The organism is Arenimonas sp. (assembly GCF_044353605.1).
Classification (GTDB): domain Bacteria; phylum Pseudomonadota; class Gammaproteobacteria; order Xanthomonadales; family Xanthomonadaceae; genus Arenimonas.
The window spans coordinates 231644-256023 of the sequence record NZ_JBILBO010000001.1 but is presented as its reverse complement, the minus strand read 5'-3'; the positions used below and the strand labels follow the sequence as shown (position 1 = coordinate 256023).

25 protein-coding genes are annotated in these 24380 nt (G+C 58.6%); 15 read left to right on the top strand and 10 right to left on the bottom strand.

The features are described from left to right. The first annotated feature begins 383 nt into the window (after window positions 1-383). Entirely contained in the window at window positions 384-1268 is an 885-nt protein-coding gene (locus ACIQ1A_RS01300) for a hypothetical protein (protein WP_395769265.1), read from the top strand. A gap of 51 nt (window positions 1269-1319) precedes the next feature. Here ACIQ1A_RS01300 and ACIQ1A_RS01295 read toward each other — a convergent pair whose 3' ends face one another. The 4 genes from ACIQ1A_RS01295 to ACIQ1A_RS01280 are packed head-to-tail and all read right to left on the bottom strand — an operon-like array spanning window position 1320 to window position 7132. Then, window positions 1320-4526 (bottom strand): efflux RND transporter permease subunit, encoded by a 3207-nt coding sequence (locus ACIQ1A_RS01295; RefSeq protein WP_395769264.1) that lies wholly within the window; start codon window positions 4524-4526, stop codon window positions 1320-1322. A 1-nt stretch (window position 4527) separates the two neighbouring features. Further along, on the bottom strand, window positions 4528-5595 hold the full coding sequence (locus ACIQ1A_RS01290; protein WP_395769263.1) for an efflux RND transporter periplasmic adaptor subunit: 1068 nt from the start codon (window positions 5593-5595) through the stop codon (window positions 4528-4530). A 31-nt stretch (window positions 5596-5626) separates the two neighbouring features. Continuing rightward, window positions 5627-5830, bottom strand: coding sequence for a DUF2892 domain-containing protein (locus tag ACIQ1A_RS01285; protein ID WP_395769262.1), 204 nt, complete (start codon window positions 5828-5830; stop codon window positions 5627-5629). A 30-nt stretch (window positions 5831-5860) separates the two neighbouring features. Beyond that, window positions 5861-7132 carry an NAD(P)/FAD-dependent oxidoreductase gene (locus ACIQ1A_RS01280; protein ID WP_395769261.1) on the bottom strand — a complete coding sequence of 424 codons (1272 nt, stop codon included), beginning with the start codon at window positions 7130-7132 and terminating at the stop codon, window positions 5861-5863. Between the two features lie 127 nt (window positions 7133-7259). On the opposite strand from ACIQ1A_RS01280, the gene ACIQ1A_RS01275 reads away from it, so the two are divergent. After that, entirely contained in the window at window positions 7260-7580 is a 321-nt protein-coding gene (locus tag ACIQ1A_RS01275) for an ArsR/SmtB family transcription factor (protein ID WP_395769260.1), read from the top strand. A gap of 12 nt (window positions 7581-7592) precedes the next feature. Here ACIQ1A_RS01275 and ybeY read toward each other — a convergent pair whose 3' ends face one another. Beyond that, complete coding sequence (ybeY, locus tag ACIQ1A_RS01270) at window positions 7593-8063, bottom strand: rRNA maturation RNase YbeY (RefSeq protein ID WP_395769259.1); 471 nt, start codon at window positions 8061-8063, stop codon at window positions 7593-7595. Continuing rightward, window positions 8060-9406, bottom strand: coding sequence for a tRNA (N6-isopentenyl adenosine(37)-C2)-methylthiotransferase MiaB (miaB, locus tag ACIQ1A_RS01265; RefSeq protein ID WP_395769258.1), 1347 nt, complete (start codon window positions 9404-9406; stop codon window positions 8060-8062). The genes ybeY and miaB overlap by 4 nt, the downstream gene beginning before the upstream one ends. Window positions 9407-9567: 161 nt before the next feature. On the opposite strand from miaB, the gene ACIQ1A_RS01260 reads away from it, so the two are divergent. From ACIQ1A_RS01260 to ACIQ1A_RS01230, 7 genes are all read left to right on the top strand, one after another. Continuing rightward, entirely contained in the window at window positions 9568-10221 is a 654-nt protein-coding gene (locus ACIQ1A_RS01260) for an energy transducer TonB (protein ID WP_395769257.1), read from the top strand. A 53-nt stretch (window positions 10222-10274) separates the two neighbouring features. After that, the gene (locus ACIQ1A_RS01255; protein WP_395769275.1) at window positions 10275-11111 is read left to right on the top strand and encodes a lytic transglycosylase domain-containing protein; all 837 of its coding nucleotides are present in this window, start codon (window positions 10275-10277) and stop codon (window positions 11109-11111) included. Between the two features lie 105 nt (window positions 11112-11216). After that, window positions 11217-11828 carry a ubiquinol-cytochrome c reductase iron-sulfur subunit gene (petA, locus tag ACIQ1A_RS01250; RefSeq protein WP_395769256.1) on the top strand — a complete coding sequence of 204 codons (612 nt, stop codon included), beginning with the start codon at window positions 11217-11219 and terminating at the stop codon, window positions 11826-11828. Then, window positions 11825-13069 carry a cytochrome bc complex cytochrome b subunit gene (locus tag ACIQ1A_RS01245; protein WP_395769274.1) on the top strand — a complete coding sequence of 415 codons (1245 nt, stop codon included), beginning with the start codon at window positions 11825-11827 and terminating at the stop codon, window positions 13067-13069. The genes petA and ACIQ1A_RS01245 overlap by 4 nt, the downstream gene beginning before the upstream one ends. Further along, complete coding sequence (locus ACIQ1A_RS01240; protein WP_395769255.1) at window positions 13062-13844, top strand: cytochrome c1; 783 nt, start codon at window positions 13062-13064, stop codon at window positions 13842-13844. The genes ACIQ1A_RS01245 and ACIQ1A_RS01240 overlap by 8 nt, the downstream gene beginning before the upstream one ends. A 145-nt stretch (window positions 13845-13989) precedes the next feature. After that, complete coding sequence (locus ACIQ1A_RS01235) at window positions 13990-14628, top strand: glutathione S-transferase N-terminal domain-containing protein (protein ID WP_395769254.1); 639 nt, start codon at window positions 13990-13992, stop codon at window positions 14626-14628. A gap of 17 nt (window positions 14629-14645) precedes the next feature. Continuing rightward, window positions 14646-15083, top strand: coding sequence for a ClpXP protease specificity-enhancing factor (locus ACIQ1A_RS01230; RefSeq protein ID WP_395769253.1), 438 nt, complete (start codon window positions 14646-14648; stop codon window positions 15081-15083). On the opposite strand, the gene ACIQ1A_RS01225 is transcribed toward ACIQ1A_RS01230, so the two are convergent. The 3 genes from ACIQ1A_RS01225 to ACIQ1A_RS01215 are packed head-to-tail and all read right to left on the bottom strand — an operon-like array spanning window position 15076 to window position 16510. Further along, window positions 15076-15396, bottom strand: a complete 321-nt coding sequence (locus ACIQ1A_RS01225) for a DUF3301 domain-containing protein (protein WP_395769252.1) — start codon at window positions 15394-15396, stop codon at window positions 15076-15078. The two genes, ACIQ1A_RS01230 and ACIQ1A_RS01225, sit on opposite strands and share 8 nt — an antisense overlap. Beyond that, a complete protein-coding gene (nadC, locus tag ACIQ1A_RS01220; RefSeq protein ID WP_395769251.1) occupies window positions 15393-16241 on the bottom strand; it encodes a carboxylating nicotinate-nucleotide diphosphorylase in 849 nt (282 codons plus the stop codon). Before nadC ends, ACIQ1A_RS01225 begins: the two co-directional genes overlap by 4 nt. A 2-nt stretch (window positions 16242-16243) precedes the next feature. After that, window positions 16244-16510, bottom strand: coding sequence for a Trm112 family protein (locus ACIQ1A_RS01215; RefSeq protein ID WP_395769250.1), 267 nt, complete (start codon window positions 16508-16510; stop codon window positions 16244-16246). Between the two features lie 58 nt (window positions 16511-16568). On the opposite strand from ACIQ1A_RS01215, the gene purE reads away from it, so the two are divergent. Further along, complete coding sequence (purE, locus tag ACIQ1A_RS01210) at window positions 16569-17069, top strand: 5-(carboxyamino)imidazole ribonucleotide mutase (protein WP_395769249.1); 501 nt, start codon at window positions 16569-16571, stop codon at window positions 17067-17069. After that, window positions 17066-18205, top strand: a complete 1140-nt coding sequence (locus ACIQ1A_RS01205) for a 5-(carboxyamino)imidazole ribonucleotide synthase (RefSeq protein ID WP_395769248.1) — start codon at window positions 17066-17068, stop codon at window positions 18203-18205. Before purE ends, ACIQ1A_RS01205 begins: the two co-directional genes overlap by 4 nt. A gap of 70 nt (window positions 18206-18275) precedes the next feature. Here ACIQ1A_RS01205 and ACIQ1A_RS01200 read toward each other — a convergent pair whose 3' ends face one another. After that, on the bottom strand, window positions 18276-18854 hold the full coding sequence (locus tag ACIQ1A_RS01200) for a superoxide dismutase (protein ID WP_395769247.1): 579 nt from the start codon (window positions 18852-18854) through the stop codon (window positions 18276-18278). Between the two features lie 97 nt (window positions 18855-18951). On the opposite strand from ACIQ1A_RS01200, the gene grxD reads away from it, so the two are divergent. The 4 genes from grxD to ACIQ1A_RS01180 all read left to right on the top strand — a co-directional run bounded on the left by grxD (window position 18952) and on the right by ACIQ1A_RS01180 (window position 24216). Beyond that, window positions 18952-19281: a Grx4 family monothiol glutaredoxin gene (grxD, locus tag ACIQ1A_RS01195; RefSeq protein ID WP_297801004.1), complete on the top strand. Its 330-nt coding sequence runs from the start codon at window positions 18952-18954 to the stop codon at window positions 19279-19281. Continuing rightward, on the top strand, window positions 19278-20021 hold the full coding sequence (locus ACIQ1A_RS01190) for an SDR family NAD(P)-dependent oxidoreductase (RefSeq protein ID WP_395769246.1): 744 nt from the start codon (window positions 19278-19280) through the stop codon (window positions 20019-20021). Before grxD ends, ACIQ1A_RS01190 begins: the two co-directional genes overlap by 4 nt. Before the next feature lie 3 nt (window positions 20022-20024). Further along, on the top strand, window positions 20025-20618 hold the full coding sequence (locus ACIQ1A_RS01185; RefSeq protein ID WP_395769245.1) for a YhgN family NAAT transporter: 594 nt from the start codon (window positions 20025-20027) through the stop codon (window positions 20616-20618). A 130-nt stretch (window positions 20619-20748) separates the two neighbouring features. Next, on the top strand, window positions 20749-24216 hold the full coding sequence (locus ACIQ1A_RS01180; protein WP_395769244.1) for a carboxypeptidase regulatory-like domain-containing protein: 3468 nt from the start codon (window positions 20749-20751) through the stop codon (window positions 24214-24216). The last annotated feature ends 164 nt before the right edge of the window (window positions 24217-24380 follow it).

Sequence of the window (24380 nt, the reverse complement as noted above, 5' to 3'; positions counted from 1 at the left end):
TGGCGGCGGAATCCAGGATCTCGCGCAGATCGTCGAGGGATTCGGGTTCGCCCGAGAAGGCTTGGCTGAGTTTCTCCAGCCAGGAGCGTTTAGGGAGGGTGTTACTGTCCGGGTCGTCTGACATGGGGGCTTGTTCGGAGCCCGACGAAGCGGGCGTTGCGCACATTCTAACAAAATGCCTGATTTTTGGAGCGCCGGCCCCTACAGTCCATGTTTCAGTTCGTAGGCGACTATGTGTGTTGTGATGATTAATCGGATGATTTTATTAGCATAATTTGTAGGATTATGATTTTAAACAGGTTTTGGTGGTCGCCATAAAAGTCATGTTATAAAGACAGTGATGGATACTTAACGACTCCGCAAAGGGGTTTCGAACAAAAAGGATGAAAATTATGTTTAGAAGCGCAGTTTCTATTGTGTTGGCGACCGCGATCGCAATGACCCCATACAGTGTAAATGCGAGATCAAGTACCAAGGTCCTTCCCGAAGGTACGCGAATTTACCTGAAGCTTGATCAAATGGTGAGTGGTAAACGAGGAGAGGCCGAAGCGGGGGACTTGGTCCGCTGTTCGGTCTGGCGTGATGTCAGTCTTCAAGGGGTGCTGCTTGTAAAGGCTGGGACGGCTGCAACGTGTAAGGTTGAGTCGGTCAAGCATGCGAATATTGCCGGAATAAAAGGAAAGATTGTCATTGGGGCTTTGGATACAACGACTGCGGATGGCCAAAAGCTGCAATTAACGGGTGGGTATAACAAAGAAGGAAAGAGCCGCATGGCGATGACCATCAGTCTTGGTGTCATCGTGTTCCTTCCTCTCATTTTCATCACCGGTAGTGCTGCTGAGCTTCCGGAAGGCGCGGTCATTGATGCCTATTCTGGGCCTGATATCCCAGTGGTGGTTCAAGGTGAAGTTGCTTCGGTTCCAGTAATCAATATTGGCGGTGTTGGCGTTGATTATTCAGCCGAAGCCGTTCTTGATGATTTCATGGTTCCGGGCGCAAAGCCCGAAGTGTTCAAAATTAGAGTGATTAAGGATGGTGCGCCACCATCAAAGCTTTTTATTGATAATGTAAACGGTAAGTCCATCCAGTCGATTCCTTTAGAAATCATTGACTCGAATACCCGTGACGGTGTTTCAACATCTATGGCTACTATAAGTATCAAGACACTGTCAAAGCAGTTCCAGAAGGGCATCAACAGGTTTGAAGTGTCTTTCATTGAGGGTGGTGAAAAGAAATCATCCGAGGTGATTCTGAATATTCAGATGTAGTTCTTACATTCCCTTAAAAAACCCGCCTTCCGGCGGGTTTTTTAATTGCATTTAAACAGGCGATTTACGTTGCAGATAGACGAAATACAACAAGGGAATGACCACCAGCGTCAGCAGGGTACTGACCAAGATGCCGAAAATCAGCGCAATGGCCAAGCCGTTGAAAATCGGGTCATCAAGGATGAAGAACGCGCCCAGCATCGCCGCCAAACCGGTCAGCGCGATGGGCTTGGCACGTACCGCAACCGATTCGATGACCGCCGCGCCCAGTTCCTTGCCCTCGGCAATCGACTGGTTGATGAAGTCGACCAACAAAATCGAGTTGCGCACGATGATGCCGGCCAAGGCAATCATGCCAATCATCGAGGTCGCGGTAAACTGCGCGCCGAGCAGGGCATGGCCGGGCATAACCCCGATGACCGTCAGCGGAATCGGCGCCATGATAATCAGCGGCACCAGATAGTTCTTGAACTGCGCCACGATCAGCAGATAAATCAGGAGCAGGCCGGCGGCATAGGCCAGACCCATGTCCCGGAAGGTTTCGTAGGTAATCTGCCATTCGCCGTCCCACTTCACGCTGTAGGCGGCATCGGTTTCAGGCTGGCTGATGTAATACTGGTTGAGGCTGTCAGCAGATTCCGGCAGATCCGCCAGCTGTCCGACCACATCGAACATGCCGTAAAGCGGGCTGTCGAATTCGCCGGCTTCATCGGCGGTCACGTACACCACCGGCAGTAGATCTTTGTGGTGGATGGCGCCATCCCAGGGCAATTGCTGGACCGTGACGAGCTCCGACAGCGCGATGATGCGTCCGCTGGTGGATTTCACACCCAGCTGCAGGATGCGGTCCATGTCTGTCTGCGCCGAAGCCGGCAGACGCAGGCGGATGGCTTTGGCATAGCGGGAATTGCCGTCTTGCAAATAACTGACATCGGCTCCGTCAACGGCAGCGGTCAGGGTTTGGGCAATGGCTTCGCGGCTGACACCGAGACGTGCCGCACGGCTTTGATCAATCAGCAGATGTTCGCGCGTGGCACCGGCAGTTTCTACCGTGCTGTCAATATCAACGACGCCCTCTGTTTTGCGCATGCGGTCCTGTAGTTGTGTGGCGATGCCGCGGCTGCGTGCGTAGTCCGGGCCGTAAATCTCAGCGACCAAGGGCGCCATCACGGGAGGGCCCGGAGGAACTTCGACGACCTTGAGCGACGCACCGTATTTGCGGGCCGCAGCCTGCAGGGTCGGACGCAAGGCCAAGGCGATGTCATGGCTTTGGCGTTTGCGGTCGTGTTTGTCGACCAGATTGATCTGCAAATCACCGACCAGCGGGCCTTGCCGCAGGAAGTACTGACGCACCAAACCATTGAAGGTGACCGGTGCTGAAGTGCCGGCATAGGCCTGATAGTTCAACACCTCCGGCAGTTTGTCGACTTCCGCTGCCAGTTCGCCGAGCAGGGCATTGGTCTGTTCCAGCGTACTGCCTTCCGGCATGTCGATGACCAGTTGGATTTCCGATTTGTTGTCATTCGGCAACATTTTCAGAACTACCAGCTTCACCACGGCCAGACCGGCCGAGAACGCGAGCAGGGCGGCAATCGAAATCCACAGCATCCGGCGTTTCTTCGGAGCTTCTTGGCCGACGATGAAACGACGCATTACGCGATCGGCCATTGTCTGTAGTTTCGAGGCCTTGCCGTCCTCATGATGGTCATGTTCTTTGGCCAGCAATTTCAGGCTCAGCCAAGGCGTGACGATCAGGGCGATCAGCAGCGAAATCAACATACCGACCGACGCGTTAATTGGGATCGGACGCATGTACGGACCCATCAGGCCCGAGACGAACGCCATCGGCAGCAATGCCGCGATGACGGTGAAGGTAGCCAGGATGGTCGGCGCACCCACTTCATCGACCGCCAACGGAATGGACTCCATCAGACTCTTGCCACCCAAAGCACGGTGCCGGTGGATGTTCTCGACCACCACGATGGCATCATCGACCAGAATGCCGATGGAAAAAATCAGCGCGAACAGGGACACCCGGTTGAGCGTAAAGCCCATCGCCCAAGACGCGAACAGGGTAATCGCCAAGGTCAGAATGACGGCGCTACCCACCACCACCGCTTCACGGCGGCCGAGTGCGAACAGCACCAGCAAGACCACGGAGAGGGTGGCGAAAATCAGTTTTTGAATCAGTTTGGCGGCTTTGTCCGCGGCCGATTGGCCATAGTCACGGGTAATTTCGACTTGTACGCCATCCGGTATGACGCCGGCTTTCAGGCCATCCAAACGCTCGCGGATGGCGGCGGTGATATCCGCGGCATTGCTGCCCGGCTTTTTGGCGACGGCCAATGTGACCGCGGGAGCGGTTCCTGACTTGGGTCCGGCGCGGCCGGCAGGGGCGCCGTGCCATACCGTCTGTGTGGCGGGTTCCAGATTCTGTCCGATTCGGGCGACATCGGAGAGACGGATAGGTTGATCGCCGGAAACGCCGATGACCAGATCGGCGACTTCACCGGTCGTGCTCAGGAAGCTGCCAGCTTGCACGGGGTGCGCGCCGCTGGTTCCGACGCGCTCGCCGGCATGACGGGCTTGGTTGCTGGTTTGCAGCGACTGCGCGATTTCATGCACGGACAGCCCGAAAGCGGAAAGACGGCCGGGATCGAGTTCTACCGTGACGGCTTGCGTGGCTGCACCAATGCTGTAGATATCACGGGTTCCGGGTACGCGCTTGAGCTCGGTTTCAAGGCTGTGCGCCACCTGTCCGAGTTCAAACGCGCTGATGGCGGGGTTGTCGCTCCACAGGGTCAAGGCCATGACCGGCACATCATCGATGCCTTTGGGTTTGACCAAAGGTTGACCGATGCCAACGCCGGCCGGCATCCAGTCCTGGTTCGAATAAATCTGGTTATAGAGCCGCACAATAGCCGGTTGCCGTTCAACACCGACGGTGTATTCCACGGTCAAGATGGCCATGCCGGGGCGCGAAATCGAGTACACATGCTTGATGCCTTCGATTTCGGAGAGTTTCTTTTCCAGCGGATAACTGACCAGCTGTTCGACCTGTCGGGCATCGGCGCCGGCAAACGGCACGAACACATTGGCCATGGTGACATCGATCTGTGGTTCTTCTTCCTGAGGCGTGATCAATACCGCAACCAAGCCCAGTAACAGACCGAGGATAGCCAAGATCGGCGTCAGCGGATTGTTCTGGAAACGCGCCGCCAGACGGCCGGAAATGCCGAGATGATCATGGGTGGACATATCAGCGATCCTGTTTGGCGCGGTAATCGGCCAACGCTTGCGCCGCGCGCACCGGGTCGGCAGCGACCCGTTCGCCAGTTGCCAGTCCGGAGATCACTTCCACGTTGCCATCACGCGACTCGCCCAGACGCAACTGACGCAGCAACAAGCGGTCCTTGCCGATGACATAGGCGCCGCTGAGTTCGCCCCGATGCCAAATGGCTTTTTCCGGGAGCCAGATTCGACTGTCGGTAGTGGCAACGGCAAAGCGCACGGAGGCGACTTGGCCTGGCACCAGCGGTGTGTCGGTTTTAGGCAATTGCACGCGCACGCTCACGCTGTGGCTGGTGGCATCGGCGCTGTCATAAACCAGCACGCTTTCAGCCTTCAGCACGCTGCCGTCGACCAGCACAACTTCAGCCTGTGGCGCGGTCCGCAGGGCGGCGGCTACACCTTGGGGAACCTGAATCTGAATCCGGAAACGATCGGGATTGAACACCCGCAACAGCGGCTGTCCCGGTGCCACGCTTTCTCCGGGCTCCACCAAGCGTTGTGACAGAACGCCGTCATAGGGCGCGCGGATTTCGGTGTAGTCGGCTTGCTGCATGGCTTGAGCAACCGTTGCCTCTGCCGCACCGGCATTGGCGACAGCGGCATTTTTGGCGGCCAAGGCCTGATCCAGCTGTTGTTTGGAAATGTATTGCTGTTTGGCCAGACCGGCGTAACGCCGGTAGGTGGCCTCGGCTTCAACGGCTTGTGCGCGGGCAGCGGCCGCCTGCGCCCGTGCCGCTTCGGCGCCGGCACGTTGTTCCACGCCGCTTAGGCGCAGCAAGACCTGGCCGGAACGCACACGGTCGTTCACATCCACCAGAACGCTTGCCACACGGCCGGCCGTCTGTGCGGTCAGGTCGGCCTGCTGCACGGCTTCAATGACGCCATCCCATCGACTGGCTGCTCCGGTGGTCTGGGACTGCGGGGTAATGGCTTCAATGCCCCGTAAGTCCATGGTCGGCGGGGTGCCGGTGTCGGACGAACAGGACGCCAATGCGGCGCAAAGCAGGAGAACGGGCGTGAGGGTTTTCATAGTCATCAAAGATTCGTTTTAGGTGGCGAAGTGACGCTTATTTGAAGTGATTGCCGGCGGGGATGCCGAGCAGCTTGAAGGCCCAGGCAGCCGGACAAAATCCGGTGAGACTGGCTTGGAACAGATTCAGTCCGATGAATACCGTGAACCAGATGAAGTTCGGATTCACGAAATAGGTCAGCAGGACGCTGATCAAAACCATGACGCCGGCAAAAGCCATGACAGCGCGATCGAGATTCATAAATAACTCCTAAGTTGGTAAGGGTGGGGATTACTTGAGGCGCTCGATACCGAGCAGACTCATGATGTGTTTTTCATACACCGGTTCGGACGTGCCGTTGCGCATTTTATAAAGGAAATATTTCTCGAAGGCGATTTTTGCATAATGCACCCACTTGCCGATTTTGGTCCAGGTCACATTGCGGGGCGGAATCTGTGGCAACGCCACGAATGCCGCGCCGGTATCACCCATGTCGGCCAGACACACCGCGTTCCACGTGCCTTCGAAGGTGGCGGGTTTGCCGGCGATTTCAGCGTCGATGTTCTCCACGATGGTGGTGACCATGGATTCGATCATGAAGCCGGTTTTCGGGGCGCCGGTGGCCACCGGTGTGGCTTCCACCGGCGGAATCGCCACGCAGACGCCAGCCGAGAAGATTTCCGGGTATTTTACCGAGCGCATGTGCTTGTCGGTCAGCACGAAACCGCGTGGGTTGCACAATCCTTCCACGGCGGCCACCGCATCGACGCCTTTGAATGCCGGCAACATCATGCTGAACGCAAACGGCACGTCATGGGTTTTCTTTTCGGCACCGCTATCGTCGCATTCACTGACCTGCATCATGCCGGGCTCGACGCCGGTGACTTTGGCGTTGACGATCCATTTGATGTGGCGCTGGCGCATTTCGCTCTCCATCAGGCCTTTTGAATCACCGACGCCGCCCAGACCCATGTGGCCGATGTAGGGCTCGCTGGAGACAAAGGTCATCGGCACCTTGTCGCGCAGTTTGCGTTTGCGCAGATCGGCATCGAGAATCATGATGAATTCATAGGCCGGCCCGAAGCAGCTGGCACCTTGAACGGCGCCCACCACGATTGGTCCGGGGTTTTTCAGGAACTCCTGATAATGCGCCCAGGCTTCGGTGGCGTGCGGGGTGGTGCACACGGAATGGGTATGCCCGCCATGCGGGCCGGTGCCCGGGACTTCTTCAAACGCCAGGCGCGGTCCGGTGCAGATCAACAGATAGTCGTACGCATAGGGTTCGGCTTGGCCGGCGCGAACGGTTTTGGCCACGGGATCAATTTCAGTAATCCGTTCCGGCACGAAGCGGATGTTCTTTTTGGTCAAATGCTCGCCGGCGTCCAAGGTGATTTGCTCGGCATCGCGCCAGCCCACGGCCAGCCAGGGGTTCGAGGGAGTAAAGCTAAAGCGCGGGCCATCGCCAAATACGCTGATTTCGGCTTTACTGCCGAGTTTGTTGCGGAGTTCGTAGGCGGCGCTCATGCCGGCGATGCCGGCACCCATCACAACGATACGTTTCATTCCTGACTCCTGGCGGTGACCGCGTTTTTTAATATTTGACATATCTTAATTAGGTATTGCTTAATTAGTCAAGTGCTTTTACTATTGGCCCATGACACTTCAAACATCCCCGATGGATCCAGCGGCCATGGCTCGCCAGGCCGACACCGCTGTCGACCTGCTCAAGGCATTGGCCAATCCGCAGCGCCTGCGTATTTTGTGCCTGCTCATTGAGGGCGAGCGAAATGTGTCCGAGATCAATGGCGTGGTGCCAATCAGCCAATCAGCACTTTCCCAGCATTTGGCCGTGCTCCGGGAAAAAGGACTCGTCACGACCCGTAAGCAGTCGCAGACCGTGTTTTATCAAGTTGCCGAAGGTCCGGTGCATCAGATCATCGAGACCCTGCACGATTTGTATTGCCCGATTGTGCCCGAAGGCGAGACGCATCCCCGTTGCGGGGACGCGTAGATTCAAAATAAATCAGTCGACCAGGTAAGGGTCGGCGAATCCGAGATCGGCCAGAATGCCGCGCTCGATGATCTCCATGGCATCGGCCTCACGCGGGTTCTCGTGATCCAAGCCCAAAAGATGCAACACGCCATGTACTGTCAGGTGGGCGTAGTGCGCCGCAAGGGATTTTCCCTGTTCCGCGGCTTCTTTGGCCACCACCGGCGCACAGATGACCAGATCACCCAACAAGGGCAGTTGCACGCCCGCCGGCAGCTCGGCCGGAAAGCTCAGCACATTGGTGGCGTAATCCTTGCCGCGGTAGTGATGGTTCAGCCGTCGGCCTTCCGGCGCATCGACAATGCGGATGGCGATATCGGCGCGTTTGATGCGGCCCTGGCAGGCGGCCTCGGCCCAGCGCTTGAAGCTGACCGGTGCCGGCACGCCCTTGCGGGACATGCCGTAGCTGACACCGATATCGCATTGCACCGGTCCGCGGGTCATGCCGTCAGCACCTCGCCGCGCAGGGTATTGACGCGGACTTCGGTGATGCGGATGTCGACGAATTGGCCGATCAGGCGCGGATGGCCTTCGAAGTTCACGTAGCGCATGTTTTCCGTGCGGCCGGTCAGTTCATCGGCATTGCGCGTGCTCGGCCGTTCCACCAGCACCCGCTGCACCGTACCAATCATGGCCTCGGAAATGGCATACGCATTTTTGTTGATGGCATCCTGCAGGCGGCGCAGGCGTTCGCTTTTGACCGCTTCGGACACTTCGTCCGGAAGATTGGCCGCAGGGGTGCCTGGACGCTTGGAGTAGATGAAGGAAAAGCTCTGGTCGAAACCCACATCATCGATCAGTTTCATCGTGGCTTCGAAATCACGCTCGCTTTCTCCCGGGAAACCGACGATGAAATCGGAACTGATCGCGATGCCCGGTTTGGCGGCTTTCAATTTGCGGATTTTGGCTTTGTATTCCAGCGCGGTATGGTTGCGCTTCATCGCGCTGAGAATCCGATCCGAACCCGATTGCACCGGCAGATGCAAATAAGACGCCAGTTTGTCGACATCGCGGTGCGCCTCGATCAACGCATCCGAAAATTCCAGCGGATGCGAGGTGGTGTAGCGGATGCGTCCGATAGTCTCGATCTGGGCGATGGCGCGGATCAATATGGCCAGATCTGCAGTTTCATCGCTGCCCTCAATGGCGCCGCGGTAGGCGTTGACGTTCTGGCCGAGCAGGTTGACTTCACGCACCCCCTGTTGGGCCAACTGCAACACTTCAAGAAGCACATCATCGAACGGGCGTGAAACTTCCTCGCCGCGCGTGTAGGGCACCACGCAGAAACTGCAGTATTTCGAACAGCCTTCCATGATCGACACGAAAGCGGTCGGACCCTCGGCACGCGGTTTCGGCAAATGGTCGAATTTCTCGATTTCCGGGAAGCTGATGTCGACCTGCGCTTTGCCGCTGCTGCGTTTGGCGTCGATCATTTCCGGCAGGCGGTGCAGGGTCTGCGGGCCGAACACAAGATCCACGTAAGGTGCACGCTTGAGGATGGCTTCGCCTTCCTGTGAGGCCACGCAGCCGCCAACGCCGATCACCAGATCCGGATTGCGGTTTTTCAGCTCACGCCAACGGCCGAGCTGGGAGAACACTTTCTCCTGGGCCTTTTCGCGGATCGAGCAGGTGTTGATGAGAATGACATCGGCCTCGTTTTCATCCTGGGTCAGTTCCAGGCCGTGGCCGGCATTGAGCACGTCCGCCATTTTGTCCGAGTCGTACTCGTTCATCTGGCAGCCGTGGGTTTTGATATACAGCTTTTTGGCGGGGGATTTCCCGGTCATGGCGCTTATTCCGGTCGGGAGGGGCGCCCATTGTAACAAGACTGGGCCGAAGCAGCCGTTCCCGGTGCGTGAATCGCGGTTAAACCAAAGTCGCCTGGTGGCTGGCTTTCCCCACAGTGTCGGTTCTAGGATGAATCGAGCCCACTGCGTCAGGAGGAGTCATGGAGTCAAGCATCCGACCATCCGCAACTGTTTGGGAACAACTGAGTCCGGCACGCATCGCCGCCATCAGTGCCTCATTGGCCGTGCATATTCTGGCCTTCGGACTTCTGATGGTGCCGGTCAGTCTGCCCGAGCCCATGGCGACGCAACGGGCCGTCACTGAAATCATTTTCACTGAGCCGGAAAAACCCAAGCCCATCCCGCTGCTGCCGGTACCGCCGAAACCCATGGCGCCGGTCACGGCAGCGCCGGCGCGTCCTTCGGTAACGCCACTCCCGAAAACCGACAGCGCGCAGGCCACCACTGACCAGCCGCTGCCGGGCGATGTCTATGTGCCGGAGGATGCGCCGCCGCAGGAGGACACCATCGGCAACCTGGCCGGTGGTGATGTCGATGCCAGTACCAAGGCGCAATACCCCATCGCCTATCCGCCGGCGGCCATCCGCGGCGGCGTTACCGGCACGGTCATCGTCTTGGCCAGTTACGATGCCAATGGCACCGTCACCGCCACCCGTATTTACCAGGCAAGCCGCGACAAGTCACTGGATCGGGCGGCGTTGGCGGGGGTGCGGAAATGGAAAATCAATCCACGCCGGGTGCAGGGCCAACCGGTCGGCGGCGAGGCCTTGGTGGAGGTCCGGTTCAATCTGTGAGCCATGCTGTGGTAAATTCCCATGGGTTATCGCATGGTTTCAGGGGAAGCGTGATTATTTCACCGAGTCGGATTATCTTGCTGCTGTTGGTGATCTCGCCGGCAGTCCAGGCCGGTGAGGTTTACCGGTGCGAGGGCCCGGACGGGGTGCCGCAATTCGTGTCGAAGAAAATTCCCGGCGCCAGCTGCAAAACGGTCAGCTACAATCACGAAAAAAGCTCATTCACCGCACCCAAGCCCGCAACCGGAGAGGCCAGCACGCAAACGGTGGCGGCCAAGGCCGCCGGGGAACCGAAGTTCCTGCGTATGGGCTATTCCACCTCCTATGTCTGGGTCGATGCCGATGGCATCAAGCATTTCGCCAGTACCCGCCCCAAAGGGGTGGCCAAGGTCCAGGCCAAGCGCACCGAATATCCGATCTTTTCAATCGCGGCCTGCTATGCCTGTGGGCCCGGAACGACGGTCAACTTCGGCAATGTCCGCCTCAATACCCAGGCCTTTGCTGCCGAAATCAAGTCGGCCAGTCAGCGTTACGGCGTCGAGGAAGCCATCGTGCGCGCTATCATTCACGCCGAATCTGCCTACCGCCCGCATGTGGTCTCGCCGAAGAATGCCCAGGGTCTGATGCAGTTGATTCCAGCCACGGCCAAGCGTTTCGGCGTCCGCGATGCCTTCGATCCGGCGCAGAACATTGATGGCGGCGTGCAGTATCTCGCGTTTCTGCTCAAACGCTACCAAAACGACTTGACCCTGGCTTCCGCCGCCTACAATGCCGGCGAGGGCGCCGTGGACCGCTTCAAAGGCGTGCCGCCGTATAAAGAAACCCGGAATTACGTGGTTCGGGTCGGGCAGCTGGCCGATCGTTACCGGAAAGCCCTGAAATCCGGCTGAGCCCGTTCAGGCGTTGTTGAACAGGGGCTTAATCTATTACAATATGCCGATAAGTCCGGAGCAGTCCGGGCCAGTTCCTTTCATTTCACTGATTTGGAGAGCCGAATGGCTAACCACGAAGTCAATACCGGCCGTCGCCGTTTCCTGACCACCACCACGGCTGTGGTCGGTGCTATCGGTGCCGGTTTCGCCGCCGTACCGTTCGTTACCTCCTTCAAACCCTCGGCCCGCGCCCAGACCGCCGGCGCCCCGGTCACCGTCAATATCAGCAAAATCGACAACGAGCCGGGCATGCGCATCATCCAGCAGTGGCGCGGCAAGCCGGTCTGGGTGTTCAAGCGCAGCCCCGAGCAGTTGGCCACGCTGAAAACCCTGGACGGCAATCTGCGCGATCCGAAATCGGACAACATCGATCAGACCCCGGCCTTCGCCAAGAACGAGGCCCGGACCATCAAGGGCAAGGAAAACATCGCCGTCATCGTCGGTATCTGCACCCACTTGGGCTGCTCGCCGAGCTATGTGCCGGAAATGCTGCCGCAGCCCTTCGATGCCGACTGGAAAGGCGGCTTCTACTGCCCTTGCCATCAGTCCCGCTTCGATCTGGCCGGCCGTGTCTATCAAGGCGTACCGGCGCCGTCGAATCTCGAAATCCCGCCCTATCATTACTCCGATGACAGCACCATTGTGATCGGCGTCGCCCCCGAAGGAGCCGTCTGATGAGCGTCATCGAACGTACCGTCTCCAGCGTCACCGCGTGGTTCAATGAGCGCACGCCGGGACTGATGCCGGCTTACAAAAAGCACATGTCGGAATACTACGCGCCGAAGAACTTCAATCTGTTCTACTACTTCGGTTCGCTGGCCATGCTGGTGCTGGTCAATCAAATCGTCACCGGCATCTTCCTGACCATGAACTTCAAGCCGAGCGCGGCCGAAGCCTTCGCCTCGGTCGAATACATCATGCGCGATGTTGAAGGCGGCTGGCTGATCCGTTACATGCACTCCACCGGCGCCTCGCTGTTCTTTGTGGTGGTGTATCTGCACATGTTCCGCGGCCTGATCTACGGTTCCTACCAGAAACCGCGTGAACTGGTCTGGATCCTCGGCATGCTGATCTTCCTGACCCTGATGGCCGAAGCCTTCCTCGGCTACGTACTGCCCTGGGGCCAGATGTCTTACTGGGGCGCACAGGTGATCATCAATCTGTTCAGTGCCGTGCCGATCATCGGACCGGAACTGACCGAGTGGATCCGTGGCGATTACCTGGTCTCCGACGCCACCCTGAACCGCTTCTTCGCGCTGCATGTGATCGCGCTGCCGCTGGTCATCCTGCTGCTGGTGGTGCTGCATCTCGGCGCCCTGCACGAAGTCGGCTCGAACAATCCCGAAGGCGTGGACATCAAGAAGGTGAAAGACGAGACCGGCAAGCCGAAAGACGGCATTCCGTTCCATCCGTACTACACCGTCAAGGATCTGTTCGGCGTCGGCTTCTTCCTGACCATCGCCGCCTTCATCCTGTTCTTTACGCCGACCTTCGGTGGTCTGTTCCTGGAATACGACAACTTCATCCCGGCCGATCCGATGGTGACCCCGGCCCACATCAAGCCGGTCTGGTACTTCACCCCGTTCTACGCGATGCTGCGTGCCGTGCCCGACAAACTGTTCGGCGTGATTACCATGGGCGGCGCGGTACTGATTCTGTTCGGTCTGCCCTGGTTCGACCGTTGCAAGGTCAAGTCCATCCGTTACCGTCCGACCCTGCACAAGGTGATGATTACCCTGTTCGTCATTGCGTTCGTGGTGCTGGCCTATCTGGGCATGCAGGCCGGTAGCCCGGCACAGACCTGGACCGCGCGTATCCTGACTGTGTTCTATTTCGGATTCTTTTTAACCATGCCAATTTGGTCGGCCATGGGCCAGACCAAAGAAGTACCAGCCCGGGTGCCCGACCATGACTAAGACCGCCACTATTTTCCGTGCTCTCGTCGCCGCCGCGGCTTTTGCCGCCGGCAATGTCTCGGCCGCCGGTGCCGGCATCGAGATGGAATCGGCTCAGGTCGATCTGGGCAACAAGGGCTCCCTGCAACGCGGTGCCGCCCTGTACATGAGCTACTGCTCGGCCTGCCATTCGCTCGGCTACATGCGCTATTCGCGGATGGCTGAAGATCTCGGGCTGACCGAAGAGGAAGTGACCCAGAACCTGATGTTCACCGACGCCAAATTCGGCGAAGCCATGAACACCGGTCTGGATCCGAATCAGGCGACTGCCTGGTTCGGCAAGGCCCCGCCGGATCTGAGCCTGATTGCCCGCCGTAAGGCTGAAGGCGCCGACTGGGTCTACAACTATATGAAGACCTTCTACGTCGACGAATCGCGCCCCATGGGTTGGAACAATGCCGTGTTCCCGGGTGCGTCCATGCCGCATGTGCTGTGGGAACTGCAGGGTAGCCAACATGTGCTGACCGAGCCCAAGCATGAAGGCGGTCATTGCCCGAAAGGCGAAGCCTTCGGCCAGTGCATCACCGGCTACAGCATTCCGGAACACAAAAAAGGCAGCCTGAGCCCGGAGGAATATGACCAGGTCGCCCGCGATCTGACTGCATTCTTGGCCTATGTCGGCGAACCGTCGGCCTCCAAGCGTGAGGCCATCGGTGTCTGGGCGGTCTTGTTCCTGGCTCTGTTTACCCTGTTGGCCTACTTCCTGAAACAGGAATACTGGCGCGACGTCCACTAATTGTCGGATTTTCTTAAGAAAAAAGGCCGCTAAGCGGCCTTTTTTCATGAAAGGCTTGCAAAAATCGGCGAAATTCGCCATGTTAAGGAAAGTGGCATAAATCACAAAAAAACAGCCGCTCAACTTCACATGATAGGTACAAGGAATGGCCACAACCCCTCGTTCGCGCAATACCTTAACCCTGTATTCGGCCAAAAATTGCGTGGTCTGCCACAAAGTCCGGCTGGTCATGGCGGCCAAAGGCATCACCTACGACCTGATTTCGGTCGATACCGCCAACCCGCCGGAAGATCTGTTGATGCTGGCCCCGCATTACCATTCGGTACCGACCTTGGTCGAGCGCGATAACGCCATCTACATCTCCAACGTCATTTCCGAGTATCTCGACGAGCGCTACCCGCATCCGGCACTGATGCCGGCCGAACCGATTTTCCGCGCCATGCACCGCATCGCCGTGCGCCAGGTCGAACAGGACTGGGTGCCGCAGGTGCAGACCATCATGGCCGGCGGCAAGAACGTAGACGCTGCCCGCAAACGCCTGAAAGAACTGATTCTGGAATCCTTGCCGTTCTTCAAAAGCAACAAGTTTTTCTTCGGCAATGAAATGAGTCTGGTCGATTGCGCAATCACGCCCATCATCTGGCGTTTGCCGGCTCTGGGCATCCAGTTGCCGAAGGATGCCAAATGCGTCGAGGATTACGGCCTGCGGATTTTCCGCAATCCCGCCTTCATGCGCAGCATGACCCCCGAAGAGAAGGTCCTGCGCGATCTCGCCTTCAGCTGATGTCCGGTCCCACTGTCATGACCTCGAATCGTCCGTATTTGCTGCGGGCGCTGTATGAGTGGATCAACGATAACAACCTCACGCCCTACATTCTGGTCGATGCCACCCAGCCGGATGTGATGGTGCCGCCGTCAACGGTCAAGGACGGCAAAGTGGTCCTGAACATCGCCATGCGGGCGGTGGAGTCGCTCGAACTGGGCAACGAGGCGCTCAGCTTCAAAGCCCGTTTCGGCGGTGTCAGCCAGTTTCTGTTCGTGCCGGTGGCTGCGGTGCTGGCAATCTACGCGCAGGAGACCGGGCAGGGCATGATGTTGCCAGCCGATGAAGGTGCTGCCGAAGAAGAGGGCTTGGATGCGTATGAGCCCGATGCCGAAGCCGATGATAATAGCGGCCCGGATGATCCACCGAAACCGCCTGCCCCCGGCAAGGGCGGCCATCTGCGTATCGTCAAGTAAAGGGTTCCGGCGATTTCGCCACCGGTTCGACCCAAGACACCGCACGGCCACCGACCAAGGTGATGCTGGCGGCATAGCGGTCATGTCCGTCATGCGAATATTCGTACTGGTAAATCCGTTTCCAGCGCAATCGGCCTTGATCATCGCGCTGAATACCGAGTTTGATCTGATGTACGCTCTGGTCGAGCCATTGCACGCCGGCGCGCATGCACAGTTGTCGCCCGAAATGCCCAGCCTGTTCGGCCGCGGCACGACCGGACGACCAGAACAGCACGGCCGGAAAGGCCAATAGCATCAAAATGATCGCGGTCATGCCGGGTTGCCCAGACGCATCGAGAAATCGATGGCACGGATGTTCTTGGTAATGGCGCCCACCGAAATGAAATCGACACCGGATTCGCGGATCACCGACAGACGTTCCATGCTGACACTGCCCGAAACTTCCAAGGGTTTGCGGCCAGCGGCGATGCGCACCGCGGCGAACATATCCTCATCACTGAAATCATCGATCAGAATCCGGGTGCAGTCGGTACCCAGCGCTTCCTGCAGCTCCGTGAGATTCTCGACTTCCACGATGACCGGAATGTCCGGATACAGGCTGCGCGCCTTTTTGACGGCGGCGGTAATCGAGCCTTCGGCAATGATGTGGTTTTCTTTCAGCATCACGGCATCGAATAGACCCATGCGGTGATTCAGGCCACCCCCGACGCGCACGGCGTATTTCTGGGCCAGTCGCAATCCGGGCAGGGTTTTCCGGGTATCCAATACACGGGTGCGGCTGCCGGCGAGTGCTTGGGCGAAGGCGGCAGTCTGGGTGGCGGTGGCCGACAGGGTCTGCAGAAAGTTCAGCGCGCTGCGTTCGGCGCCGACAAGCGCGCGTGCCTTGCCACGAAAGCGCACCACCACCGTCCCCGCGTTAACCGATTGCCCTTCATCCACAAACCAATCAATGGCGATGTCGGGATCGAGCTGGCGGAAACAGGCATCGAACCAGGGGCGGCCGCAGATGACCGCCGCTTCCTTGGCGATGACGTAGCCGGACTCCGAATCATTTTCCAGCAGGGCGGCGGTCACATCACCGGTTTGAATATCTTCGGCCAGGCTGCGGGCGGCATCAGCGGCAACCGTGGCGGTATCCGGCGTGCTTGTTGCAGCCATAATCAGACGCTGAGACCGTCGATCGATGCGGAGGCAACCGCTTCTTCGGCCAGCAAGACCGGAATCCCGTCATCGATGCGATAAATCAATTTACCGTCGCGGGTAATCAGCGCTTCCTTCAACGGTTTGTTGACCGACTGGCCATCGAGCTGCCCGGCTTTGCCGGCGGCAATGGCCGCATTCAACCGGTCGAGCTGGTCCGAGGACAGCTGGAGCAGGGATTGTTTGCTGGCTGGGCAGCATAGGATGTCGAGCAGTTTTTTGTCCATGACCGTGGAGTTTTTGCCGATATCCGCATAGAATACGCCTTTAGATGGGGTTAGCGCTATGGCTGATTCAAATCCGGTACTGGTAGGCGTCGTCATGGGCTCCCGCAGCGATTGGGAAACCATGCAGCATGCGGTCAAGCATCTTGAAAGCTTCGGCATCCCCCACGAAGTGCGTGTCGTGTCCGCGCACCGTACCCCTGATATTCTTTTTAGCTATGCCGAACAGGCCAGCGCACGCGGTCTGCGGGCCATCATTGCCGGCGCGGGTGGTGCAGCGCATCTGCCGGGCATGTTGGCCGCTAAAACCGCAGTGCCCGTTTTGGGCGTGCCGGTGCAGAGCAAAGCCCTGAGCGGCATGGATTCCCTGTTGTCGATCGCGCAGATGCCGGCCGGTATTCCGGTCGCGACTTTCGCCATCGGCAACGCCGGTGCCGCCAATGCCGGGCTGTTTGCTGCCGCCATGCTGGCCCATGAATTTCCCGAAATCGCAGCCAAACTGGCCGCGTTCCGCCGCGAGCAGACCGAAGCGGTGATGGCCGCCGACGATCCGCGCCGATGACCACGGTCGGCATTCTCGGGGGCGGGCAATTGGCCCGGATGATGGCCATTTCCGGCGCACCGCTGGGTCTGCGCTTTCTGCTGCTCGATAACGTCGCCGATGCCTGTGCCGGTCAGTTCGCACCGATGTTGGTCGGCGATTACCGCGATGAAAGCATTCTGGCCGAATTCGCCGAAAAGGTGGATGTGGCTACCTTTGATTTCGAAAATGTACCGGCTGAAAGCGCGCATTGGCTGAGCAGTAAAGTCGCGGTATTTCCGAATCCGAACGCATTGGCGGTGTCGCAGGACCGGCTTGCGGAAAAGAATCTGTTCCGCAAGCTCGGTATCGACGTGCCCGAGTTCCGCGACATCACCAGCTTCGACGATCTGCAGACCGCCATCGCCGAAATCGGTATGCCCTGCATTTTGAAAACCCGCCGGCTCGGCTATGACGGCAAGGGCCAGTTCCGCATCAAGGCCGAAGCCGATATTGCCGCGGCTTGGAAAGCCCTTGGCGCACAGACCCTGACCGTCGGCTTGATCCTCGAAGCCTTTGTGCCGTTCCAGCGCGAGATTTCGGTGGTTGCGGTGCGCGGCCGGGACGGCGAATTCCGGCATTGGGCGCTGACCGAAAACTGGCACGAGCAGGGTGTGCTTTCCGCCAGCCTGGCCCCGGCCACCGAGACCGCCGCATTCGAATCCGAAGCCGTTGCCTGCGCCCGTAAGGTGGCCGAAGCCCTGGATTACGTTGGCGTGTTCGCCCTCGAGCTGTTCCTGTGCGATGGCCGCCTGATGGCCAATGAAATGGCGCCGCGTGTGCACAACTCCGGACACTGGACCATCGAAGGCGCGGAAACCTCGCAGTTCCAGAACCATCTGCGGGCCGTGCTTGGCCTGCCGCTCGGCAGCACGCATTCGGTCGGTGTCAGCTGCATGTTGAACTGGATCGGTGCGATGCCGGAAGCAGGACCCGTCTTGAATGAATCCGGCGGGCATTGGCACGATTACGGCAAATCTGCGCGTGCCGGCCGCAAGGTCGGTCATGCCACCTTGCGGGAAGACACCGCCGCGGCCTTGGCAGAGGCCTTGGCCCGTGTCGGCGAGGCGCTGGACCGACAGCAGCAAGTGAGTCAGGTTTTGCCCCGGCTGCGTTGACGCAGTCGTTGCATGCGCCAAAGAAAAACGCGCCCGAAGGCGCGTTTTTCAATGCGTGATTGGCGCAAGATCAGGCCATCTGGGCCGAGACATAATCCCAGTTCACCAGATTCCAGAACGCTTCCACGTATTTCGGGCGGGCATTGCGGTAATCCACGTAATAGGCGTGTTCCCAGACATCGCAGGTCAGCAGCGGTTTGTCGGTGCCGGTCAACGGGGTGGCCGCATTGGAGGTGCTGACCAGCGCCAGGCTGCCGTCGGCGCGCTGCACCAGCCAGGCCCAACCGGAACCGAAGGTGCCGATGGCGGTTTTGGTGAATTCGGCTTTGAACGCATCAAAGCTGCCGAACGCGGCATCGATGGCTTCAGCCAGTTTGCCGGTCGGGGCGCCGCCGCCGTTCGGTTTCAGGCAGTTCCAGTAAAACGTGTGGTTCCAGACCTGTGCGGCGTTGTTGAACAGGCCGCCCTGGGATTTGCGCACGATGGTTTCCAGGTCGGCGCTTTCAAACTCGGTACCGGCAATCAGGTTGTTCAGATTGGTGACGTAGGTCTGGTGATGCTTGGAATAATGGTAATCAATGGTTTCTGCGGAAATATGCGGTTCCAGTGCGGTGCGGTCATAGGGCAGGGCAGGCAATTCAATGGCCATGGGGGAAATCTCCGGCGGGCGTAAGGGGGGAATAAGCTTTATAATTCTACCTTGGAAGTGAAAGTGATGTGTTCCCCCAATCCGTCTGGAGCGTCAAATGCCGAATAGTCCGATTAACGACCGTATCAAAGCCGAAATCACCAGTGCGCCGATTGTGCTATTCATGAAAGGCACGCCACAGTTCCCGATGTGCGGATTTTCCTCGCGCACCGTGCAGGCGCTGAAAGCCGTCGGTGCCCAGATGCATACCGTCAATGTTCTTGAAGAGCCGGAAATCCGTGCCAATCTGCCGCGCTATTCTGATTGGCCGACCTTCCCGCAACTGTTTATCAACGGTGAGCTGGTCGGCGGTTGCGATATCACCATGGAATTGTACGAAAGCGGCGATCTGGCCACCATGGTCGCCGAGGCCCAGAAAGCCGCATGATGGCATTGCCGGTGCCCGCGCCGAACAGTCTGGTCGGCCGGGTCATCCTGGTCACCGGCGCCTATGGCGGTCTCGGTGAAGCGGCCGCCAAGGCTGCGGCCGTTGCCGGTGCTACCGTGGTGCTGCTCGGCAAAAAAATTCCCAAGCTCAATCGCATGTATGACGCCATTGGCAAGCTTGGCCCCGAGCCCGCGCTGTATCCCTTGGATATGCGTGGTGCCGACCCGGCCGATTACGAAGCCATGGCGGACAAAATCTGTGCCGAACTCGGCGGTTTAAATGGCATCTTGCATTGCGCGGCCGATTTTTCCGGACTGCGACCGCTGGAAACCACCGATCCGGAAGAGTTCGTGACCCAGATTCATGTCAACCTGACCGCGCCCTGGCTGCTTACCCAGGCTTGTCTGCCTGCCCTGCGCCGCGCCGAAGATGCTGCCGTGGTGTTTGTCACCGAAGACCGCGAACGCGTCAATAAAGCCTATTGGGGCGCCTATGGCATCGCCAAGGCCGGCCTGGAAGGACTGGTGGCCATGTTGCACGATGAAACCGATAACAGTACGGTGCGGGTCAGTGCCCTGCAACCCGGGCCGATGCGCACCAGTATCCGCGCCCGCGCGTATGTCGAAGAGGCGGCCACCGATTGCCCTGAGCCCGGCATTTACGCGCCGGCCTGTGTGTATCTGTTGTCATCCGAAGGGATTTCCCACCGCGGCCGGATTCTTCGACCGAACTGGAGCTGATTGATGGAAATGGTTTCTGCTGCGCTGCTGCTGTTCCTGATCATGGACCCGTTGGGCAATATTCCGGTTTTTCTGAGCCTGCTCAAGCCCTTGTCGAAGCAACGTCAGCGTATTGTGCTGATCCGTGAGTTGCTGATCGCTTTTTTCGTGCTGCTCGGCTTTCTCTGGGGCGGCAAATATGTGTTGGAAGCCATGCATCTGCGTCAGGAGTCGGTGTCCATCGCCGGCGGCATCATCCTGTTCCTGATCGGCCTGAAAATGATTTTCCCGAGCCCCGAGGGCATGTTCGGGGACGGCGAGGTCGGCGAGCCCTTCATCGTGCCGATGGCCATTCCTTTGGTGGCTGGTCCGTCCGGCATGGCCGCCGTCATGCTGTTTGGCAGCCAGGACCCCAGTCGGATGGGGGATTGGACCATGGCTCTGGCCATCGCCTGGTTCGGCACCGCGGTCATCCTGTTTTCGTCCACCTACCTCTACAAAATCCTCGGAAACCGCGTTTTGGTGGCCCTGGAGCGCCTGATGGGCATGCTCTTGGTGGCCATTTCGGTTCAGATGCTCATGGACGGCATTCAGGCCTACCTGAACAGCCCGGCCTAAGTCATCTTTCTGTCATCAAACATACATAAAATCAACATTAGGTGGTAAAATTTCGCCGTAGTTCAGCAGGGCTTCACCTTTTCAGGCGGTCACCGTTCGACTCCTCAACCTCACAATAGGTCATCTCATCATGAATTCTTCCAAACGCATCCGAATTTCGCAGCTTTCCATGGCGCTTGCAGTCGCACTGACTGCTCCGGTCATGGCACAGAACACCTCGTCTGCCATCGGCGGCCGCATCACCAGCACTGACGGTAAGCCGGTCGCCGGCGCCACGGTGTCAATCAAGCATAACCAATCCGGTTCCGTGAGTTCGGCCGTCACTGATTCTGAGGGTCGTTACTCCTCGCGCGGTCTGCGCGTCGGCGGTCCGTACACGGTGACCATCACCAAAGACGGCGTCATCGAAACCCGCGATAACGTCTATCTGCAGCTGGCCGAAACCAAATCGTTGGATGCCTCTCTGGGCCAGAAGGTTCTCGATTCGGTGACCGTGACCGGCGTCGCGGCCGGTTCGGAAGTGTTCAGCGCCACCAATATGGGTGCCGGTACCAATATCAGTCCGGAACAGCTGAAGTCCTTCGCCTCCATCCAACGCAACCTGCAGGATTACGCCCGTCTCGATCCGCGCCTGTCGCAAACCGACAAAGAGCGCGGTGAAATCTCGGTCGGCGGCCAGAACTCCCGCTTCAACTCGATCACCATCGACTCGGTCGCCACCAATGACACCTTCGGTCTGGAATCCAACAACCTGCCGACCGCCAAGCAGCCGATTTCCATCGATGCCATTGAATCGGTGCAGATCAATATCTCGAACTACGACGTGACCCAGAAGGGTTACACCGGTGCCAACATCAACGCCGTGACCAAGTCCGGTACCAACGACTTCCACGGTTCGCTGTCCTACGTGTACCGTTCGGACTCCATGGCCGGTGACCGTTACAACCGCAGTGCCGATACCTATTCCGCGCCGCCGGATTTCAAAGAAGAAACCATCGGCTTCACCTTGGGCGGTCCGATCATCAAGGACAACCTGTTCTTCTTCGCCGCTTATGAAGAGCTGACCAGCACCCGCGGCGGTCCGGCCGCCGGCCCGGCCGGAAGCGACCGTTTCAATGTGCCAATCACCAACGCCGACATCACCGCCGCGCAGAACATCGCCAGCAACGTTTGGGGTATCGATATCGGTAATGCTGATGCCGCCGCTGCCGAATTGAAAGTCAAAGATGCCCTGATCAAGTTGGATGCCAACATCGGCGATAATCACCGCGCCAGCCTGCGTTGGAGTAAGACCGAGCAGGACGAGCCCTTGTATCCGAGCAACTTCACCAGTGGCGGCTTGGCCATGTCGCTGGATTCGCACTGGTATACCCAGTCCAAGAGCATCGAAACCTGGGTCGGTCAGTTCTTCTCCGATTGGAGCGATAACTTCTCGACCGAATTCAAAGTGTCCTACCGCGACTACGCCAGTGAGCCGGTCAACAACTCCAATCTGCCGCAGATCCGTTTGAACTTCTCGGGCGCCGTTCCGGGCGTGACCGGCACCTCCGCCGGCCTGCTGGCCGGTACCGAGCGCAGCCGCCACTTCAACGATCTGGCGACCGAAACCTGGAACTACTACGGTGGTGCCAACTGGTTCCTGGGCGACCATGAGCTGAAGTTCGGTTTCGACTATGACGACAACAAGGTCTACAACGCCTTCCTGCAGGATACCCGCGGCAACTACACCTTCGACTGTATCAATGCCAGCGCCACGGTGGTTTATGCCGATCCGACCCTGACCGGTCTAGGCAACTTCAGCTGCAGCGCGCTGACCCGCGCGCAGTACACCGCCGCCATGTTGGAAAACTTCAGTCGCGGTCGTCCGGCAAGCTATGCCGTGCAGGTTGGCATCAACGGCTTTGATTTGAATGACGGCGTCGCCAACTGGGATTACCAGAACCTCGGTCTGTTCCTTCAGGATACCTGGGCGGTCAACACCAATCTGACCCTGAGCTACGGCGTGCGTATTGACCGTAAATCCATGGGCGTCAGCCCGGAATTCAACGCCGCTGCCGCAGCTGCTGCCGTGAACGGCTTTGTCACCGGTCAGACCACTCCGGGTACGGGTACCACCACCCGCGCTACCGGCGGTTTCGGCTATGACAACACCAATACGCTGGACGGCAATAGCCTGTTCCAGCCGCGCGTTGGCTTCAACTACACCTTCGATAGCGAAAAACCGATGCAAGTCCGCGGCGGTTTCGGTCTGTTCGAGGGCGCAGCCGCCAACGTCTGGCTGTCCAATCCGTATTCCAACACCGGTATCACCACCGGCATCATCAGCTGTTCGGGTACCGGCTCTTCGGCCTGCCCGCGCACCGATGGTTTCTTTGATCCGGATCCGAGCAACCAGCCAGGCATCGCTGGCAGCCCCCCGGCCCCGAACGTTGACTTCCTGTCGGCCAATCTGGAACAACCGTCGGTCTGGAAAGCCAATCTGGCTTTCGAGAAAGAGCTCGCCGGTGGCGTGGTCATGTCGCTGGAATACGTGCGCACCATCGTTGAAGACGGCATTTACTACAAGCACCTGAACCTGGGTCAAGCCACCCGTCAGGGTAACGACGGCCGCGACCTGTTCTATCATCCGGTCGGCTACAGTGCCAGCTGCTACAGCTATAGTGGTTCTGGCTCTCTGGTCACCAGCACCAGCGGTGCCTGCGGCGCCCCGTCGGGTCAGTCGCGTACCCGTGCTCTGAGCAACCGCAGCTTCAACAACGTGCTGTTGGCTGAACGCACTGGCAAAGGCGGCGGCGGTGCCTTCACCGTGGCCTTCTCGGGCCGTGCTTTCGAACAGCTGGATTGGAGCCTGGGCTTCACCACCACCAACGCCACCGAAGTCAGCCCGCTGACCTCGTCGGTGTCCAACTCCAACTGGAACTCGGTCTCCGTCTTCAACGCCAACGAAGAAGTGGCTGCCAACTCGGCCTATCTGGTCAAGGACCGTTTCACCGGTTCGCTGAACTGGAAACATAACTTCTTTGGTGATTATGCGACGCGTTTTGGCGTGTTCTATGAAGGTCGCAAAGGCAAGCCCTACAGCTGGATCTACAACAACGATCTGAACGGTGACGGTAATAACAACGACCTGATGTACATCCCGACCGCTCCGGGTTCGGGCGAAGTGGTGTTCCAAGGACCCACTGGCGTCAGCGCTACCGATGCTGAAGCCTTCTTCTGGTCGGTTGTTCAAGCCCAAGGCCTCGAGCAGTTCGCTGGTGGTGCGGTTTCCCGCAACTCCTCGTTCGCGCCGTGGACCAACACCTTCGACGTGCGCATCAGCCAGGAACTGCCGGGCTTCTTCAAAGGCAACAAGGCCACGCTGATTTTCGACATCCTGAACTTCGGTAACCTGCTGAACAAAGATTGGGGCCATATCGATGAAATCGCGTTCAGCTCTGCCGGCGGTCTGTCGCGCAGCTTCGTCGACTACATGGGTCTGGATGCCAACGGCCGTTACATCTACGGCGTGAATGGCCGCATCGAAGATTTCGTCACCCGCCAGAACTCCGGCGAGTCGCAGTGGGCGGCGCAAGTCACTCTGAAGTACGAATTCTGATCCACGTTTTACCCCTAAAAACCGGCCGAAAGGCCGGTTTTTTTTGCCTAAAGACCGGCAAAGCCTTATGCTGAAGCCATCACACGACAATTGAATGCAATGAACAAAGAAAGCCCCACCATCAGTACCCAGATTTTTCCGCCACAGCGCCGCTTCAATGATTC